The organism is Bartonella sp. AA18HLJMS, from assembly GCF_042197245.1.
Taxonomy (GTDB): Bacteria; Pseudomonadota; Alphaproteobacteria; order Rhizobiales; family Rhizobiaceae; genus Bartonella.
Genome location: NZ_JBHIRP010000006.1, coordinates 52,348 through 71,631, shown reverse-complemented (window position 1 = coordinate 71,631; position 19,284 = coordinate 52,348). Strand labels below are relative to the sequence as shown.

At 41.6% G+C, this 19,284-nt stretch carries 15 protein-coding genes; all 15 read right to left on the bottom strand.

Features of this window, described 5'->3' with window-relative positions:
* Positions 1 to 97: 97 nt before the first annotated feature.
* Entirely contained in the window at positions 98 to 1,759 is a 1,662-nt protein-coding gene (recN, locus tag ACFINW_RS05075) for a DNA repair protein RecN (protein ID WP_375621361.1), read from the bottom strand.
* Between the two features lie 6 nt (positions 1,760 to 1,765).
* Positions 1,766 to 2,659: an outer membrane protein assembly factor BamD gene (locus ACFINW_RS05070; RefSeq protein WP_375621362.1), complete on the bottom strand. Its 894-nt coding sequence runs from the start codon at positions 2,657 to 2,659 to the stop codon at positions 1,766 to 1,768.
* Positions 2,660 to 2,817: 158 nt separating this feature from the next.
* Positions 2,818 to 3,702 (bottom strand): UDP-3-O-acyl-N-acetylglucosamine deacetylase, encoded by an 885-nt coding sequence (gene lpxC / locus ACFINW_RS05065; protein WP_375621363.1) that lies wholly within the window; start codon positions 3,700 to 3,702, stop codon positions 2,818 to 2,820.
* 214 nt (positions 3,703 to 3,916) lie between these two features.
* A complete protein-coding gene (gene ftsZ / locus ACFINW_RS05060; protein WP_375621364.1) occupies positions 3,917 to 5,689 on the bottom strand; it encodes a cell division protein FtsZ in 1,773 nt (590 codons plus the stop codon).
* Between the two features lie 63 nt (positions 5,690 to 5,752).
* A complete protein-coding gene (gene ftsA, locus ACFINW_RS05055; protein WP_375613372.1) occupies positions 5,753 to 7,054 on the bottom strand; it encodes a cell division protein FtsA in 1,302 nt (433 codons plus the stop codon).
* A complete protein-coding gene (locus tag ACFINW_RS05050) occupies positions 7,051 to 7,962 on the bottom strand; it encodes a cell division protein FtsQ/DivIB (RefSeq protein ID WP_375640842.1) in 912 nt (303 codons plus the stop codon). The genes ftsA and ACFINW_RS05050 overlap by 4 nt, the downstream gene beginning before the upstream one ends.
* Entirely contained in the window at positions 7,950 to 8,870 is a 921-nt protein-coding gene (locus tag ACFINW_RS05045; RefSeq protein WP_375611998.1) for a D-alanine--D-alanine ligase, read from the bottom strand. Before ACFINW_RS05045 ends, ACFINW_RS05050 begins: the two co-directional genes overlap by 13 nt.
* A 237-nt stretch (positions 8,871 to 9,107) precedes the next feature.
* A complete protein-coding gene (gene murB / locus ACFINW_RS05040) occupies positions 9,108 to 10,085 on the bottom strand; it encodes a UDP-N-acetylmuramate dehydrogenase (protein WP_375640841.1) in 978 nt (325 codons plus the stop codon).
* The gene (gene murC / locus ACFINW_RS05035; protein WP_375621368.1) at positions 10,063 to 11,490 is read right to left on the bottom strand and encodes a UDP-N-acetylmuramate--L-alanine ligase; all 1,428 of its coding nucleotides are present in this window, start codon (positions 11,488 to 11,490) and stop codon (positions 10,063 to 10,065) included. Before murC ends, murB begins: the two co-directional genes overlap by 23 nt.
* Positions 11,474 to 12,610 (bottom strand): undecaprenyldiphospho-muramoylpentapeptide beta-N-acetylglucosaminyltransferase, encoded by a 1,137-nt coding sequence (gene murG / locus ACFINW_RS05030; protein ID WP_375621369.1) that lies wholly within the window; start codon positions 12,608 to 12,610, stop codon positions 11,474 to 11,476. Before murG ends, murC begins: the two co-directional genes overlap by 17 nt.
* A complete protein-coding gene (locus ACFINW_RS05025; protein ID WP_375621370.1) occupies positions 12,603 to 13,757 on the bottom strand; it encodes an FtsW/RodA/SpoVE family cell cycle protein in 1,155 nt (384 codons plus the stop codon). Before ACFINW_RS05025 ends, murG begins: the two co-directional genes overlap by 8 nt.
* Before the next feature lie 143 nt (positions 13,758 to 13,900).
* Complete coding sequence (murD, locus tag ACFINW_RS05020) at positions 13,901 to 15,295, bottom strand: UDP-N-acetylmuramoyl-L-alanine--D-glutamate ligase (protein ID WP_375673861.1); 1,395 nt, start codon at positions 15,293 to 15,295, stop codon at positions 13,901 to 13,903.
* Between the two features lie 4 nt (positions 15,296 to 15,299).
* Positions 15,300 to 16,370, bottom strand: coding sequence for a phospho-N-acetylmuramoyl-pentapeptide-transferase (gene mraY, locus ACFINW_RS05015; RefSeq protein WP_375640838.1), 1,071 nt, complete (start codon positions 16,368 to 16,370; stop codon positions 15,300 to 15,302).
* 22 nt (positions 16,371 to 16,392) lie between these two features.
* Complete coding sequence (gene murF, locus ACFINW_RS05010; RefSeq protein ID WP_375673859.1) at positions 16,393 to 17,814, bottom strand: UDP-N-acetylmuramoyl-tripeptide--D-alanyl-D-alanine ligase; 1,422 nt, start codon at positions 17,812 to 17,814, stop codon at positions 16,393 to 16,395.
* Complete coding sequence (locus tag ACFINW_RS05005) at positions 17,811 to 19,262, bottom strand: UDP-N-acetylmuramoyl-L-alanyl-D-glutamate--2,6-diaminopimelate ligase (RefSeq protein ID WP_375673857.1); 1,452 nt, start codon at positions 19,260 to 19,262, stop codon at positions 17,811 to 17,813. Before ACFINW_RS05005 ends, murF begins: the two co-directional genes overlap by 4 nt.
* Between the last annotated feature and the right edge of the window lie 22 nt (positions 19,263 to 19,284).

The following is a 19,284-nucleotide window of genomic DNA, read 5'->3' as shown; positions in this document are numbered from 1 at the left end:
ATTACAAGCGCTGCCACAAGGGCCTCCCACGCCTCCTCATCAAGTGAATCTCAATAAATATAAGCTTTCTAGTATTTTTATCGCTGACTAATTACCTTTATGCTAGAAGCTTTTGAGCCGCTGCACGCGCTTCTTCAGTAATCTGTTCTCCAGCCAACATACGGGCAATTTCTTCTGCACGCTCATGTTCTTTCATTTTATGAATCGCAGTAACAAAGCGTCCTTTATCATGACTCTCAATTTTTGAAATAAGAAAATGACCATGCGCTTTCGATGCAACCTGTGGAGCATGCGTAATAGCAAAAACTTGGACATGTTCTGATAAGCGTTGCAACCGATGCCCAATAGCCGCTGCAACAGCCCCCCCAACGCCTGTATCAATTTCATCAAAAATCAGCGTCGGTGCTGATCCTCGATCAGATAAAACAACTTTTAATGCCAGCAAAAAACGAGATAATTCACCGCCAGAAGCCACACTAAGCATCGGCCCAGCACGTGTTCCAGGATTTGTTCGCACCCAATATTCAATACGATCACATCCCTCTGCACTCCGCTTTTCCATATCACTTTGCATTTCAACAATAAATTCAGCCCTCTCTAATTTCAATGCCGGCAACTCAGCCATAACACTTTCAGATAAATGCTTTGCTGTCTCCCGACGCTTTATTGTTAAGGCTTGCGCCAATGTATCATAATTTTTCTTTGCCTGCTCTGCCTCATCTTCAAAACATGTCAATATAGTCTGAGCCTCTTCAAAATCAGCGAGTTCTGCGTCCATTTTATCGCGTAACTGAATCAATTCATCCGCAGAAACTTGATATTTACGAGCAAAACCCCGAAGAGAAAAAAGACGCTCTTCTATCCGTTCCAATTCATCAGGTTCAAAATCTAATGCTCGTATTGCCGTCTCAATACCTTCTTGTGCTGTTGCAAGTGCATGCAATGCCTCATCAATAGATTTCACCACTGGTGCAATAAGTTCTTGCGCCTCAGGAATTTTCCGCTCCAAACGCCTCACCAAATTAGAAAGCACTGGGATTGGTGATTTTTGACCCGTTAAAAGATCATCCGCTTCTTTAATATCTGTCGCTATTTTTTCTAATTTAAGCATATCAGCACGACGAAGAGAAAGAGCTTCCTCTTCACCAACTTTAAAATCAAGCTTTTCAAGCTCTTCTACACACGCACGAAGATAATCAACCTCCCGTACAGCACTCTCTACTTTAAGACGCTGCCGTTGCAAACGCTCCTCAAATTCACGCCATGTGTGATAACACTGACGCAAATTTTCCACTTCATTTTCAAGACCACCAAAGGCATCTAATAATTGGCGATGTGTAGCAACATCAACAAGCGCACGATCATCATGTTGTCCATGGATTTCAACCAGCAAACGGCCAACACTCCGCATCAATGCAACACTAGACGCCTGATCATTGATAAAAACACGGCTACGTCCATCACTTGATTGCACACGTCGTAAAATAATATCACCCTCATCATCAAGACCATTCTCACGAATAAGTTGACGTGCAGGATGTGAAACAGACACATCAAAAACAGCTGTGACCTGCCCGCGGTCAGCCCCATGACGCACAAGCGAAGCATCACCCCGCCCCCCTAGAGCAAGTGATAAAGCATCAAGGAGAATAGACTTCCCCGCACCCGTTTCTCCAGTTAAAACCGTCAACCCCGCTGTAAAATGAATATCGAGCGTTTCGATCAAAACAATATTATGAATCGAAAGCTGCACCAACATAGAGAATCAACGTACCCTCTTCTTGTCACCACCTAAAGCATTTGAGATCCAAGAAGATTTATGCTCACGTGGTGATATTTTATTCTTCTGCAAGAGATTATAAGAAAATTTATACCACTCACTTTTGGGATAATTACGTCCTAAAATAGCTGCTGCCGTCTGTGCTTCCGACGTTAAGCCGAGAGCAAGATTAACCTCAGTCAAGCGGAAAAGTGCTTCTTCAATTTGATTTGTATCAGAATACTCTTCAACCACGGTACGAAACCGTCTACTTGCCGCAAGATAGCGCCGCCCCTCTTCATAATAACGGCCAATCTGCATTTCTTTACCAGCCAGTTGTTCGCGACCAAAACGGATTTTATCCTTAGCATCCTTGACATACTCAGAATTAGGATAACGCTCTATAAGAAGCTGCATAGCAGCAATAGCACGTTTCGTGTCACGTTGATCACGCGTAACATCAGGAATCCGACGGAAAGAAGAAAGACCAATAATATAGTATGCATAAGCCGAATCAGTCGACCCTGGATAAAGAGTAATATAGCGTTGAGCCATACTAATTGAATCATCATACTTTCCGAGTCGATAATTAGTAAAAGCACCCATGACCAAAGATTTACGTCCCCAGTCTGTATAAGCGTACTGTTTTTCAATCTTCAAAAACTTCTTCGATGCATCCCCAAGCCGCCCACTTTCAAGGCTAGCAAGCGCCTGATTATATAAAACATCTGGTGGCTCTATTTTCAAAACATAAGCAGATGGATCAAGGGTATTTTTCTCTTTAAAGAGGCATCCCGCTAACATACAGGTGCTTCCCAAAAGCACCACCCCCAATATCTTGCGTACAATGTTAGATTTTCTATATGTCATATTTCCAATGCACACATGAGATTTTTTCATAGTTTTTCCGGCCTCCACAGAATATCACCTTGTAGCAAAAACAATTTATCAAAGGTTTTATACCATATCACTTTAAAATCCACATAACCAATTTAGCAGTTTAGGTCAATCATCCCCTTAAAAATCAAATAAACGATAAAAAAATCTTGCCAATTTTTTTACTTTTTCTCTAAAAAGCTTTTTTCATAATATGATTCGTCTGCCAAAACAGCCTTCACCAATTGCGCATTAATTCTATGCCCACTACAATAAGAACGAAATAATCCAATAAAAGGTGCCCCAAGCAAAGCAGCATCACCAATCGCATCAAGCATCTTGTGCCGAACACATTCATTCTCCCAATAAGGACCATCGGGATTTAAAATTTTATCATTAAGGTCGATAACAAGAGAATTTTCCAAAGAAGCGCCTCTCGCCTTTCCAGAAAGCCTTAATTCTTCCACGTCTTTGATAAAACCAAAAGTGCGCGCACGTGACAAATCATCCCTAAACCCTCGAGTGGTAAGATCAAAACTGAAATGTTGCTTACCAATAGCAGAAGAAGGAAAAGAGATCGTTATATCAAAACGACGTCCATCGAATGGCAAAAGCTCTGCAACACCATGAGCTCCTTCAACCCGCACCGGCTTTTTTATAATGAAATAAGAACGCAACGCATTTTGCTTTACAATACCAACATCTTCAAAAGCTTGGCAATATAGCCACGCTGAACCATCCAAAATAGGAATCTCATTATGTGATACTTCAATAACAAGATTATCCAAATTATAAGCAGCAATTGCCGCCATCAAATGTTCAATTGTTTCAACCCTTACATCTCCATCTCCAAGTACTGTTGATAATTCAGTTTTTCCTGTTTGCGATGCATGGGCTTGAAATACTTTCTCTGTTCCGTCTAATCCACAACGCTTAAAAACAATACCACACCCAACATCCGCTGGACAAACCTTTACCACTGATAAACAGCCACTATGAACGCCAATCCCCTTAAATGTTACTGCTTTTTTAAGAGTAGACTGATATTTTGGTACTAAATTCATCATATCATTTTATTAAATTGCTTGTACATCTTTTAACAAAATTTATAAAACTATAAAAAATATTCATAGTAAATAATAAAAAAAAACCGCTTATTGTAAGCGGTCTTTTTAAAACAAAGTATTTTATCCAAAAAACAGTAATATATTTTACTGTATAATTTTTGACTGAGCATTAAAGAAATAATAAAATTTCTTACTTTACCTCATTTTTCATCAATTAATTTGCCTGACGACGTAAAAATGCTGGTATTTCCAACTGATCTTCTTCACTTATAAAAGTACGCTGATCTTGTGGTACCTGAGGATGCAGCTCACCAGAACGACGTGGAACATAAACAGAAGCATCTTGAGAAAGCGTCTGAGAATTTTTATTGTAAACATGAGAATCTTTCTGCTGAGACGATCTAACAGCAGGCTCCAGCCTCGCTTCTGGCTCAGCTTCTTCACGATGTGTCAAGCTCTGTTTCAAACGCTGCCAAAGATTACGAGGACCTTGATCAGTCACAAATGTTCTTTGACTTTGTCCATGAGCAACAGGTGGAAAATCCTTTAACTCAGGCATACGCATTGGAGCGCGCGCTTGCATTTGTTGCATTTGTTTTGGTTGCACTGGCTTTTCTTTTTGCTTCACAAGCCCTGTCATCTCATCAAGAACATGCGCTGTTGCCTCCATACTCACAGGAGCCGTCATCGCCTGTTGAGAACCACGGCTTACTTGCATACGAGGCACATTGGATCTCTGTTCCTGAACAGCATTTGAACCATACGCAACAGCATTCGTGGCACTTCGTGTCGTCATTGCTTCTGCAGGTTGTGCAAAAATTTGACTTTTGGGACGGAACTGTTCTCCGGTTGATTTACCCTTCTCTATTTCAAGTGATTCGATCACTTCTACCATTGACTCAGAACGCAGAGGCGATGATTGAACATGAAAAGAACTGTGTGACGTTCCAGGATCGCTCTTGCGTATTGAAGAAGCAGGCCTTTGAATCTGAGGATGAGAGGACTGAACCACATCACTAACTTCACGATCAATACCGGTGGCAACCACAGAAACACGAATAACACCTTCCAATGACTCATCATCAATAGCGCCAAAGATCACATTCGCATCAGCATCTACTTCTTCACGAATACGATTAGCAGCTTCATCAACCTCAAAGAGAGTCATATCACGACCACCCGTAATAGAAATCAATAAACCACGCGCCCCACGCATAGAGGTATCATCCAACAATGGATTTGCAATAGCAGCTTCAGCCGCAGCCAAAGCACGCCCATCACCAGATGCCTCACCCGTTCCCATCATGGCTCGACCCATTTCGTGCATAACAGAACGAACATCAGCAAAATCAAGGTTAATCAAACCCTCTTTAATCATCAAATCCGTAATGGAAGCAACACCAGAATAAAGCACTTGGTCAGCCATAGCAAAAGCATCAGCAAACGTTGTCTTATCATTTGCAATACGGAAAAGATTTTGATTGGGAATAACAATCAATGTATCGACAGACTTTTGTAATTCTTCAATACCTGCCTCTGCCGTTTTCATACGACGTGCGCCTTCAAACTGAAACGGCTTTGTCACAACACCAACAGTCAAAATACCTTTTTCACGCGCTGCGCGAGCAACAACGGGAGCAGCCCCTGTTCCAGTTCCTCCTCCCATACCAGCAGTAATGAAAACCATATGAGAGTCTGCAAGATGATCAATAATTTCATCAATACATTCCTCCGCCGCCGCTTGTCCAACTTCAGGCAAAGCCCCAGCACCCAAACCTTCTGTCACAGCTGCCCCAAGTTGGATAACACGTTCAGCCTTTGACATAGCCAAAGCCTGTGCATCCGTATTTGCAACAACAAAGTCAACTCCCTGAAGACCAGCATTTATCATATTATTCACGGCATTCCCGCCACCACCTCCAACACCAAAAACGGTAATGCGTGGCTTCAATTCCGCGATATCTGGCCGATGCAGATTAATCGTCATTTTCTTTTCCTTCTCATAAGACACCGCAAGCCAAAGCGATGAAATTTATCCAACTAGACTTAACTAAAAACTCTCACGCAACCACTGACCAACACGCTGAAAATATCCACGCGTGCCCATCGATAAATGATTTCCTGCCGCCTGCATTGTTTTTTCTTCAAAACCCACCAATTGCGGATAAATTAACAATCCAACAGCAGATGTAAACGCCGCCCCTTTTGCAAGAGAAGGAAGCCTCGAAATACCTAAAGGCCGCCCGATACGAACATTTCTTCCTAATATAGTACGTGCCATTTCTGGCAATCCTGTTAACTGGCTTGCTCCCCCAGTCAAAATAACACGTTTACCAATAATGTGACCAAAACCAGAACGATTTAAACAATCACGGACCATTTCTAAAATTTCTTCAACACGCGCACGAATGATACGCCCAAGAACCGCGCGAGGATATTGAGTTTCACGCTGTTCACTCCCAATTTCTGCTACATTAATCATTTGCCGCTCATCAGCGCTTGTTAAAAGTGCTGAACCATAAACAACTTTTAAACGTTCCGCCTCTGTTAAAGACATAGAAAATCCGCGCGCAACATCAAGAGTGACATGATGCCCCCCAACAGCAAGAGCATCTGCATGAATAAATTTCCCCTCAAAAAACACTGAAAATGTTGTTGTTCCACCACCAAAATCAATACATGCAGCCCCTAAACGCGCCTCATCATTCATCAAGACAGCAAGACCACTTGCAAAGGGAGTAGCAACCATTGCTTCAACACTCAAATGTGCACGATTAATACAAGTTTCCAAATTACGCAAAGAGGCTGTTTCTGCTGTTACCACATGCACATCGACACCAAATGTTTCCCCTGCCATGCCAATAGGATCAAAAATTCCTTTATCTCCATCCAATACATACGAAACTGGAACTGAGTGCATAACATGACGTTCAGCATCAAAGGCTTTACGCGAAACATCTGAAAAGGCCATACGCATATCACGCTTGGTGACTTCACGACCATTCAAATGAACCTTTCCATTAATCAAAGCACTTTGTAATCGACTTGAGGAAAAATTCACAATCACTGAATCCACCACCAAACCCGCCATTTTTTCTGCCGCATCAACAGCCAATCTTATTGATTGTTCTGCTGCAAACATATCCATGACAACACCGGATTTAATACCACGTGAACGCTGCACTCCAAAGCCTAGAATTTCCGTAGAATGTGTACGACCATGTAAATAGTGCGCATGCTTCAAAGGACGCAAACAAGCAATAAGACAAACAATCTTACTTGAACCGACATCAAGTACCGTTAAAAAACGTGTTTTACGCCCCTTCAAATGATGTGATCTGAGTAGCATCATAGGCTTCCTGCCTTTCGCGCTTTTAAAATACGTTCTTCTTCTGCTACAGTAGCATGATAACGCTCCAACGTTTCATCTGATAAAGAAACAGTAATTCGATCAGCAAGACGTAAATCAACACTGAGAATATCGCGAGATAAAAGATCTTGCATTATACCGGAAGAAAAAAGAGAAGAAAGCCTTTCAAGAGCACCATTTTCAGGCAACATAACGCGCATTCCATTATTCAAAACAAGATCCCAACGTCTATCACCTACCCGCACAAAAGCACGAATACGATCATATACTTTCGGATAGACTGACAGCGCTTGAATAAACACTTTAGCAGCATTTTGTGCACCCTGCCCAACCACAAGAGGTAAATCCCGAACAATTTCTCCTTTAAAAGGCACAATGACACGACCTGTATTATCAACAATATCCATTATGCCATCATGTTGCCAAATGGCATAGGGTTCACGCTCCACGATGGAAATGCGCATTCTATTGGGATAAATTTTCTGAACATTAGCCGATTGCACCCAAGCCTGTTTTTCCAACAGAGAACGCGCTCTTTCAACATCAAAAGTGAATATAGAAGGCGCAACATCAAGTTTTAAAATTTTAAAAATATCCTGCTTTGCCAAGCGCTTATTACCGCTTATATCGACATGAGTGACCACAAAACTACTATCCAATATGATCGTATTTACGATCACAGCCATCTGACCACTTGATGAAAGTCCATAAAAAGCCGTAACAAAGAAAAACCACACAACAGCAAAAGAGCCGAAATGGCGTGGAATATGAATATTGACAAAAACAAACTCAAACATAAACCGAAGAAAACGACGATAAAGACGTGGCAAAGCCGGCACTGAAAGCACCTTCATCGGAACATTTGTTTTATTAACATTCAACGCATACATGATGCGTCCTCCACCATCCATTGAACAATATCGCCGTAAGTACGGCCGCTCGCTTTTGCAATATCAGGAAGAAGAGACGTCGAGGTCATACCTGGTTGCGTATTAATTTCAAGCCAAACCAATTCTCCCGTTTTTTCATCAAAACGAAAATCAGAACGGCTAACACCTCGACACCCTATCGCCTGATGGGCTGCTAAAGACATTCTTTGCACACTTTGGTAAATATTTAGTGAAAGTTGTGCAGGACAAATGTGAAGAGAACCACCCGTTTTATATTTTGAGTCATAATCGTAGAATGGAAAGTGTTTATCGGGAAGAATTTCACACACATCCAGCACTTCATTCCCCAAAACAGCACAAGTCAATTCACGACCAGGAATATATTTTTCAATCATCACCTCATCGGCATACCCCCACTCAGCTCCCCCAATATTATGCGGCGGTGCAGCTTCATTTCCTTGAACAATGACAACACCAAAACTTGATCCTTCACACACAGGTTTAATTACATAAGGAGGCTCCATGGGATGCGTTCGGCCCAAAGCAAAGCGGCTCATGATACGAGAAGGAGCAACACAAACCCCAACATTTGCAACGATAATTTTTGCACGTCCCTTATCCATTGCCAAAGCAGATGCCATCACGCCAGAATGAGTATAAGGAATTTTTAAATATTCAAGAATCCCCTGAATCCGACCATCTTCACCAAATGGACCATGCAATGCATTGAAGGCAATATCGGGCTGCAACTGTTCAAGAACAGAAGCAATATGAGCATCAACATCCACGCGGCTCACGCGATACCCCTGCACCTCTAAAACATCAGCACACGCCGCCCCTGAAGATAAACTTATAGACCGTTCAGAAGAAAAACCTCCCATTAACACAGCTATATGTTTATCTTTCATAATAAATCACCCTCTTTCGCATACTATATGTAGCCTATATAGAATACATCAGCACTACATACAGGAAAAACAAAGTTTATCCTTGCGAATCAATAACCTAGCATTTTGCATAATGAATCAGACTCAAAAGCCTGATGCAAGAGATTCTTTGTTAATTTATTGATTCTTAATAGAAATTTTTTATTATCTCTTTGAAATGACTCAATTTTTTATTTTCACTTTTTAGTGAACAATAAATCAATGAAATGGATCAAAAGGAGAAACACTTCGACCACGCTCAAATTGACCAATACGCTCTATTTCCCATTGTAAAAGGTGGGCTGAATTTGCAAAAACACGCGCACGCACTGTTTCTCCCAATGCTTCAAGATCATATCCTGTTGCTTGCCCTGTATTAATCATAAAATTACAGTGCATTTCACTCATTTGAGCGCCACCAATCTGTAAACCACGACACCCTGCTTCATCAATCACGCGCCACGCGGATGTATTCTCAGGATTTTTGAAAGTTGATCCCCCTGTTTTTTCGCGAATAGGTTGCACTGTTTCTCTGTGGAGGGCAACTTCATCCATAGCAGCACGAATATCATCTTTATTGCCGAGTTTTCCTTCTAATAAAGCAGCCGTAAAAATAAAATCTTTAGGAATATCACAATGGCGATAGGAATAATGCATATCTTTCACACTCAAGATATGACGTTGCCCTTTACGATCCAGCGCATAGACCTCGACAACACGCGCTGCGGTTTCAACACCATTCGCACCCGCATTCATTTTGAGAGCTCCCCCAAGACCTCCAGGAATACCATGATAAAAATGAAAACCTGCAATCTCAGCTTCTAAAGCGGCAGCAGCTAAATGTTTATCCGCCGTACCAGCACCAACTAAAAAGCCTTTTGGAGAAACTTGTTTCACTTGCCCAAATTTTTTTGGCGAAAGACGAATCACAACACCAGGAACCCCCCCATCACGCACCAGAAGATTAGAACCAATACCGACAATTGTTACAGGAACAAATTCAGGCAAATTTTGAAGAAAGAGAGCCAAATCTTCTTCATCAACAGGCTGATAAAAAAGCTCTGCCAACCCGCCCGTGCGAAACCACGTTACCTTACGCATCTCAACATTAGGTGTAAGCTTTCCTCTCACGCCACCCAACAGTGGTTGCAATTGCGCCAATAGCGCCTCACCATCAATGTGCTGAAAATTTATCATGACCATCCAATACCGCTAACTGATGAGGCAACGCACAAGCCCATTGTGTGATATTGCCAGCACCAAGAAAAACAACATAATCCTCTGCCTGAGCAAATTTTGAGACAAGAGACACAACATCTTCCAAACCATGTATCAAGCGCACATCACGATGACCCGCCATTTTAATATGCTCTACCAATTCTTGAGAACCAAATCCTACAATAGGCTCTTCACCAGCCGCATAAACGGGCGTAATCAACACTGTATCTGCATCATTAAAACAAGCAGCAAAATCATCAAATAAATGATACAAACGCGAATACCGATGGGGTTGTGCAATCGCAATAACACGCCCTTTTGCACTCTCACGTGCAGCACGCAAAACTGCCTTTATTTCAACAGGATGATGTCCATAATCATCAAATATTTCAATGCCACGCCAACTTCCTGTTCGCGTAAAACGCCGTTTTACTCCGCCAAATTCTGCTAAGCCCCTTTTTATAGCTTCATTTGAAATACCAAGTTCATGTGCAATAGCAATCGCCGCCGTTGCATTGGCAACATTATGCTGCCCTGCCATGGGCAAAAGCAAATTTTTCAACTCAATCTTTCTTCCTGTTTTGCGTGAGCGAACAAGAACATCAAAATGCGTTTTTTGACCATCCATCGAAAGATTAAGAAAACGAACATCCGCTTGTGGATTTGCACCATAAGTGATCACCCAACGATCATCAATACGGCCCGCCAATGACTGAACCTCTGGATGATCAAGACACAAAACAGCAAAACCATAAAAAGGAACATTTTCTATGAATTGCCGAAAAGCCTCACGCACAGCATCAAAACTTCCATAATGATCCAAATGCTCAGCGTCAATATTAGTAATAACAGCAATATCAGCAGGCAGCTTTAAAAATGTACCATCACTTTCATCAGCTTCAACAATCATCCAATCGCCATCTCCTGTACGAGAATTCGTACCATAAGCATTAATAATACCGCCATTAATCACCACTGGATCAAAATGACCAGCATCAAGAAGGGCTGCGACCATTGATGTGGTTGTTGTTTTACCATGTGTACCACCCACCGCAATTGCACGCCGAAACCGCATCAGCTCCGCCAGCATTTCTGCACGTCTGACAAGCGGCAAATGTCTTTCCTTTGCAGCAATATACTCAGGATTTGTTTTTTTAACGGCAGTAGAAAAAACAACAACCTCTGCATTCCCTAAGTTTTCAGCACAATGACCTATATGAACGTTAATTCCTTTTTTCCGCAAACGTTCAACATTTGCACTTTCAACTTGATCTGACCCTTGAACTTTATAGCCAAGATTATAAAAAACCTCCGCAATTCCACTCATACCGATCCCCCCGATTCCGATAAAATGGATAACGCCTATATCAAGTGGCATTTTCATTAAAAAGCTCCTCTTTTATATCTGACAACAATCGCCCTGCAATTAAGGATTCAGCCATATCAGCAAGGCGACGGGTTGCATGAGGTTGTCCAACTTTTTTTGCAGCAAGCGCTTGTTTTTCCAATAAATGGGGCGCACAACAAGCGTGCATTAAAAGAGAAGAAAGCTTTTGTGCATTTAAATCTTTTTCTGATATAATTTGCGCTCCCCCCACACGAGCAAGCAAAGCTGCATTGGCAGCCTGATCATGATCTAAAGCATGGGGATAGGGAACAAGCAGAGCAGGTCTACCAATCACCGCTATCTCACAAACGGACGAAGCCCCAGCGCGCGACAAAATAAAATGAGCATGTGCCATACGTTCAGCCATATCATCAAAGAAAGGAGCAACTTCTGCTTGTACCCCCATATCACGATAGATTTTGATCAACCTTCCTGCTTCACCGCGGACTTGCTGTACAATTCGTAAACGTTTACGGTTCTTATCATCAAATAAAGCAATAGCTTCTGGAACAATATGTGAAAAAGCAGAAGCCCCTTGGCTACCTCCAAAAATCAAAAAATTAAATGGCTTTTCTCCCTCTGAAGAATGATAAGGAATTTTGGCCGCCTTCAACACAGCCTCACGGACAGGATTCCCCGTCAAAAGTATTTTATGAGCATAAGCGCCATTTGGTGACAACAAACCACCAGCGATTGCACGCACAAAAATTGCCAACATCCGATTGGCACGCCCCATAACAGCATTTTGTTCATGAATAAATGTCACACGCCTCGTTAAAGCCGCAATAAAAAGAGGAGGAAAGCTCGGATACCCCCCAAATCCTCCAACAAGAACAGGACGTAATTTATAAAACAACGCCAACGATTGCCCCATACCCCTTAGCAAAGACCAAAACGTCTTTATCAGAGCAAAAGGATGGCGTCGTGTAAATGTTGCCGATGAAACGATATGAATATGCTCTTCATCAAAACACCGAACAAAAGAGCGTGCTCTTTCATCTGTTATTAAATGAACATCATATCCACGCTGCCTTAATTCAACAGAAAGGGCTTCAGCAGGAAAAAGATGTCCACCTGTACCACCAGCCACCAAAATAATAACTTTTTTATCATTCATAAGGGGTATCCAAGACAGAAGAGGAAGAAAAAGCTGAAAGGCGCGCTTCTGGCCAACGACGTGTTAAACTAAGCAAAATGCCCATTGAAAACGCAATCGCCACCATCGAAGAACCACCATAAGAAATAAAAGGCAATGTCATACCTTTTGGAGGAATTAAGTGAAGATTAACGGCCATATTAATAGCTGATTGAAAGCCAATCATCATTGCTATGCCAGTAATACCAAGACGTATAAAGGAATCACGTGTATTCATGGCTATATACAATGAACGCATAACGATAAAGCCAAACAACATCATAATTAATAAACAAAGAATAATACCATATTCTTCAGCAGCAACGGAAAATACAAAATCTGTATGGCTATCAGGAATGATACGTTTTACTGTGCCCTCCCCAGGACCTTGCCCAAACCAACCACCATTCAAAATAGCCTCACGTCCCACATCCACTTGAAAAGTATCTCCTTCACCTGTCAAAAAACCATTGATCCGCTCGCGCACATGATGCAGAAAAAAATAAGCTAAAATAATTCCTACAACGCCTAAAATGAGAAAGAGAAAAATAATAGTAAGAGGGACACCAGCAATAAAAAACAGCCCCCCCCATGTTGCACTTATTAAAACTGTTTGTCCAATATCAGGCTGCAAAACCAGAAGCACACAACAAATGGCATAAAGTAGAATCGCTAACGTATAACCCAGAATGCCCCTCTTGCGTATCTGTTCCGAAAAAAGCCAAGCGGACATAACCACAAAAGCTGGCTTCATAAACTCTGACGCCTGTACAGAAAAACCAAATAGTAGAATCCACCTCCGTGCTCCCTTTAATTCTGGACCCCAAAATAAGGTTGCAACCATAAGAGCAAGCGTTACAATGAGCAAAAGAGCACATAAACGACGAATATTAGAAAGCGAAAAAAAGGAAATGGTAACCATCGTAAAAAATGCTGAAATGCTAAAAATGATATGCCACCGAACAAAATAAAAACTATCAGCAATTCCGATTTTTTTTGCAATAATAGGGCTGGCAGCAAAAGACAGCATAATGCCAATTCCCATTAAAATTAAACAAGCTGCAAAGATAGAGCGATCAATCGTCCACCACCAATTAGCAATTGGATCTCTATCTGCACGCGTCACCATGGTATCCACCTTATCCATTTTATAAATTATCTCAAAGTGATATGGTTCCCCAGCCTGTTTAACAAACACTTTAAAAACTAAATTACACAAAAAAAGATTCTGGAGTCTTAACGCAAAAATATTTTTTTATAACTGATGCTTTTTTATTGTAACTGCATCACAAAAGAGACAAATGCTTCGCCTCGCATTTCATAATTTTTAAATTGGTCATAACTTGCACAAGCAGGTGACAAAAGAACCGTCACCTCTTTTGCCTGAAAATCCATTGCGTCAACAGCTGCTTCACACACCGCATTTTTCAAAGTTAAGCTCATAGAAAAGGGAAAAGCAGATCCAATAGTGCGAGCAAATTCTTCCGCCGCGCTCCCAATTAAATAGGCTTTACGAATTTTAGGAAAAAATTCTCTAAGAGACTCTATTCCTCCCTTTTTTGCCTGTCCCCCAACAATCCAAAAAATATCATTAAAGGTGGAAAGCGCAGGAGCTGTTGCATCTGCATTAGTAGCCTTGCTGTCATTGATAAACAAAACCGCCCCCATTTTACGCACCTGCTGCATACGATGATCCAACCCTTTATAACTTGCCAAATGCTTGTTCACAGAAGGATCAGTTATTTTTAAAGCCTGCAATGTTGCTAATGCCATAAGGGCATTTTGCGCATTATGACTCCCACGTAACACCGCCATAGGAGCAAGATCTGCAAGCATATGACGCTGTCCTTGACGAACAGAAAAGAGCTTGGTCCCATCTGCATAAAAACCATTTTTAACAAAATGATCCTTGGAAACTGCCTCAATTTGCTTCCCATCATGAAGTAACTGTTGATATAAAACCCGACAAGCTGCATCATCAACTGAAATGAAAGCCTGAGAAGCCTGAGCAATCAGATGCCTTTTGGTTTGCACATAACAGGCAAAACTCCCATGTCGATCAATATGATCAGGTGTTAAATTCAATAAAAGTCCAATGGTCGGCTGAAGAGAGGGAGTAAGATCAATTTGAAATGATGAACATTCAATCACATAGATACGTTTTTTAACAAACGGTTTAAGCGTCAATATTGCCTTTCCGATATTTCCCCCCACCTGCACATCATAGCCCATTTTTTCCAACAAATGCGCAAGTAAAGCCGTTGTGGTTGACTTGCCATTCGTCCCCGTAATCGCAATGAAAGGAACATCTTGGTCACACAAACCATAAAGCTGTAAAAAATCATGGCGCGCACGAACAAATAATTCAATATCACCGATAATTTCTATATTTTTTTTTCGTGCTTTTTCAACAACCCAATGGGGTTGAGGATAATTTACAGGAACTCCAGGAGCTACAATCAATGCAACAAATTCTGACCAATCTTCATAACGGAGATCTCGTGTTGGAATATTGTGCCGAAAAGCCATTTGCACGCTTGAAGGACTATCATCCCACGCCACCACTTCTGCGCCACCGCACATCAATGCTTGTGCCGCCGCCAATCCCGACGTCCCTAATCCAAAGAGAGCAACTTTTTGACCTTTATAACACGCAACAGAAATCAAAATCTCACCGCAATTTAAGTGTTGAAAGACCTATGAGAGCGAGAACAATCGAAATAATCCAAAAGCGTATCACGACTTGGCTTTCAGTCCAGCCTTTTTTCTCAAAATGATGATGTATTGGTGCCATAAGAAACACGCGTTTTCTTGTTAATTTGAAATAACCAACCTGAATAACGACCGAAAAAGCTTCCACAACAAAAAGCCCACCAATAAGAACCAAAACAATTTCGTGTTTCGTAGCAACCGCAACAGTCCCTAAGAGTCCTCCAAGAGCCAATGAACCAGTATCTCCCATAAAAATAGCTGCAGGTGGTGCATTAAACCATAAAAAACCAAGCCCTGCCCCAACAACAGCTCCCAATAAAACAGCCAATTCACCTGTTCCCGATACATAATGGATTTGGAGATAATCAGCAAAATTCATATTACCAGAAAGATAAGCAATCAGAGCAAAAGATAAAGCTGCAACCATCACAGGAACAATAGCAAGCCCATCGAGTCCATCCGTTAAATTAACCGCATTACCCGTCGCAACAATGACGAAAGCAGAAAAAGGAATAAAAAACCAGCCCAAATTGATAAGATAATCTTTTAAAAAAGGCAAAGCTAATCCAGATGAGCCAACTTTCAAGATGGCAAAAGCTGCAATTGCCGCAACAAAAAACTCCAAGCTTAATCGTGCTTTCCCAGAAAATCCTTTGTCTGTTTGTTTTGTGACCTTAAGATAATCGTCATAAAATCCAATTCCCCCAAAAGAAAGCATAACCAATAGCGATACCCAAAAGTAAATATTCGATAAATTACCCCATAAAAATGCCGATACCACAATGCCGATTAAAATCATCAATCCACCCATTGTAGGTGTTCCAGCCTTTTTAAAATGTGTTTGAGGACCATCAGCACGTATCGGTTGCCCCTTACCCTGCCGCAATTTAAGAGAAGCAATGATGCTAGGTCCAAACAAAAAGACGATAAGCCCCGAAGTAAGCATAGCCGCTATCGTGCGAAAAGTAATATAACGAAATACATTCACACCTGGAAGCCAATCACTAAACGAAGAAAAAAATAGCATCATGGAATAAAAAAACCTCTTAAAACTATGAAGAAACCGCTTTATAGCGATCAAACAATGCAGTCACAATATTTGATGAACAAAGGCTATTGGATGATTTAACCATAAGCAGATCCCCAGAAGAAATTTCTGCTAAAAGAAGCGATAAAATTTTCTCAATATTTTCAGCATAATGAACCTTAACACCAGCAGACAAATCACTGACTAAATATTTCATCGCCTCACCAAATAGAAAAACCGGATTAGCACCAGAAAGACGTATTGGTTTTATTAAATCACGATGAAGCTTTTCACTATACTCCCCTAACTCTAGCATATCTCCTAAAATAGCAATTCGCCGCCCCCCTTTCCCTACAGGCCCTGTAGCAAGAAGCTCAAGTGCAGCACGCATAGAAGCAGGATTTGCATTATAGCTTTCATCAATGAGATAAAATTCACCCCCATTTGATAAAGACAGTCGATAACGAACACCTCGCCCCTTTTGAGAAGAAAAATGGCGAAAAGAAAGAAAAACAGGCTCTAGCTCAACCCCCATAGCATCACAAGCAGCAATAACCCCTAAACTATTTTGCACAATATGGCGCCCAGGAGCACCAATTTGGACCTCCCTATCCCGCCCCCCCATACGCACAATCATAGAAGAACTATCGGTTAGAAGACGTATATCATGCGCTTGATAATCAGCATCTTTAGTCTCACCAAAGCTTAAGATCTTTTTTACACCGCATTTCTTTGCTTTTTGAACGAGATAAGAAAAAAAATCACTATCCGCATTTAAAATGGCAATGCCTTCCTCATCCAATCCTTCAAAAATTTCAGCTTTTGCCTTTGCTATTTCTTCAAGATCCTTGAAAAAACCCATATGTCCTGCACAAATATGCGTAATGAGAGCAACATGCGGACAAACCAGTTTGACCAGAGGGCGAATTTCATCTCTGTGATTCATGCCAATTTCAAAGATACCATAATCACTCTCCACAGGCATCCGCGCTAAAGTGAGTGGAACCCCCCAGCAATTGTTTAAAGAAGCGAGATTCGCATGAACATTCCCAGCCGTTGCAAGTGCTTGTTTCAAAGCTTCTTTTGTCGTTGTTTTTCCCACCGATCCTGTTATCGCGATAATCTTAGCTCTTGAACGTTTGCGTGCAGCTTGTGCAAGTTGTTCTAAGGCTTTCAAAACATCAGGAACGACAATGAGTGGAGCCGATATCTTTTTCATATCCCTCAAACGGTGTTCCGTAACGATAAGAACGCCTGCACCTCGTTCATAAGCTTGCGCAGCAAAATCATGACCATCAAGATGATGCCCTTTAATGCAGAAAAAAACATCCCCTTCCGCAAGAGTACGGCTATCAATGGAAACCCCAGAAAAAGTTTCTGGCAGGCTTCCCATTACAACACCATTAACTGCAGCAACAAGTGCTTGCTTATCCCATAAAGCTGTCATTTCTTTCGGTCCTCTAAAGCTTCTATCGCTTTCAGACGATCTGAAAAAGGATAAGTTGTCTGCCCTATAATTTGGCCATCCTCATGACCTTTTCCAGCAATGATTAATGTATCACCAACTTTCAAAAGCTCCACCGCGTAAGAAATAGCCTCTCCACGATCTGCTATCTCTATTGCTGTTGGCACCGCCTGTAAAATATCCTTGCGTATTTTTTCTGGCATTTCTGTGCGAGGATTATCATCCGTTACAATAACAATGTCCGCTTTATCCGCCGCAATTTTTCCCATCAAAGGTCTTTTCCCTTGATCACGATCTCCTCCACAACCAAAAACAACGATCAAGCGCCCTTGCGTAAAGGGACGAACAGAAAGCAAAACCTGCTCCAAAGCTTCTGGTTTATGGGCATAATCAATGTAAACAAGCGCATTATTTTCTGTCTTTCCCACAAACTCTAACCGCCCAGGTGCCCCCTGCAAAGTTTCAAGCGCAGAAAAAACCTTACGAGGTGAAACGCCCGTTGCAATTGCTAACCCCGCTGCCATAAGCGCATTGGCGACCTGAAAATCTCCAGCTAAAGGCAAATCAAATGTATAAATATTGTTTTCCACACGACACTCAATACACTGTTTTGAGCGTTGATGTTCGACACGATTAATCGTGATAAATTGCCCCTTACGACCAATTGTCAAGACACGGCGGCGCGCTTGTGTAACAACATCAATAACCTTTTGTGAATAAACATCATCAGCAAAAATCAAAGCAGGAGCAGATACAGGCAAAAGTGTATCAAACAACCTCATTTTAGCCCGCAAATAATCCTCTACCCCCGTGTGATAATCCATGTGATCTCGCCCTAAATTAGTAAAGGCACCAGCCGTTAAACGGACTCCATCAAGTCGTCCTTGGTCAAGCCCATGCGAAGAAGCTTCAAGAGCTGCATGAGTCACACCTTCATAAGAAATTTCATAAAGAAGACGGTGCAAGACGACCGGATCAGGTGTTGTGAGAGAACCATAAACATTCCGTTTAGGAGAAACAACACCAACAGTTCCTATACTAGCAGCACAAAATCCAGCATAAGTCCAAATTTGCCGAAGAAAAGAGACAACAGATGTTTTACCACTTGTACCAGTCACAGCAACGACCGTTTCAGGCTGAGAACCGTAAAAACGTGCAGCTGCCAACGCTAAACTATGACGAACATTAGAAACACGTAAAATGGGAACAGATAAATCCTCAAGAACAGCATGATAATCTGTAACGATTGCTCGTGCGCCACGCTTTATCGCATCATCTATATAGTGCCTTCCATCACTTTTTTTTCCTTGAACAGCGACAAAAACATAGCCTGGCAAAACTTGCCGAGAATCCACACTTATTCCTGTTATTTCTATTGAAGAAAGACTTTCATCTTCAACACATTCTGTAAAAACTGTTCCCAACAACATGATAACGCACCTTTATATTCAT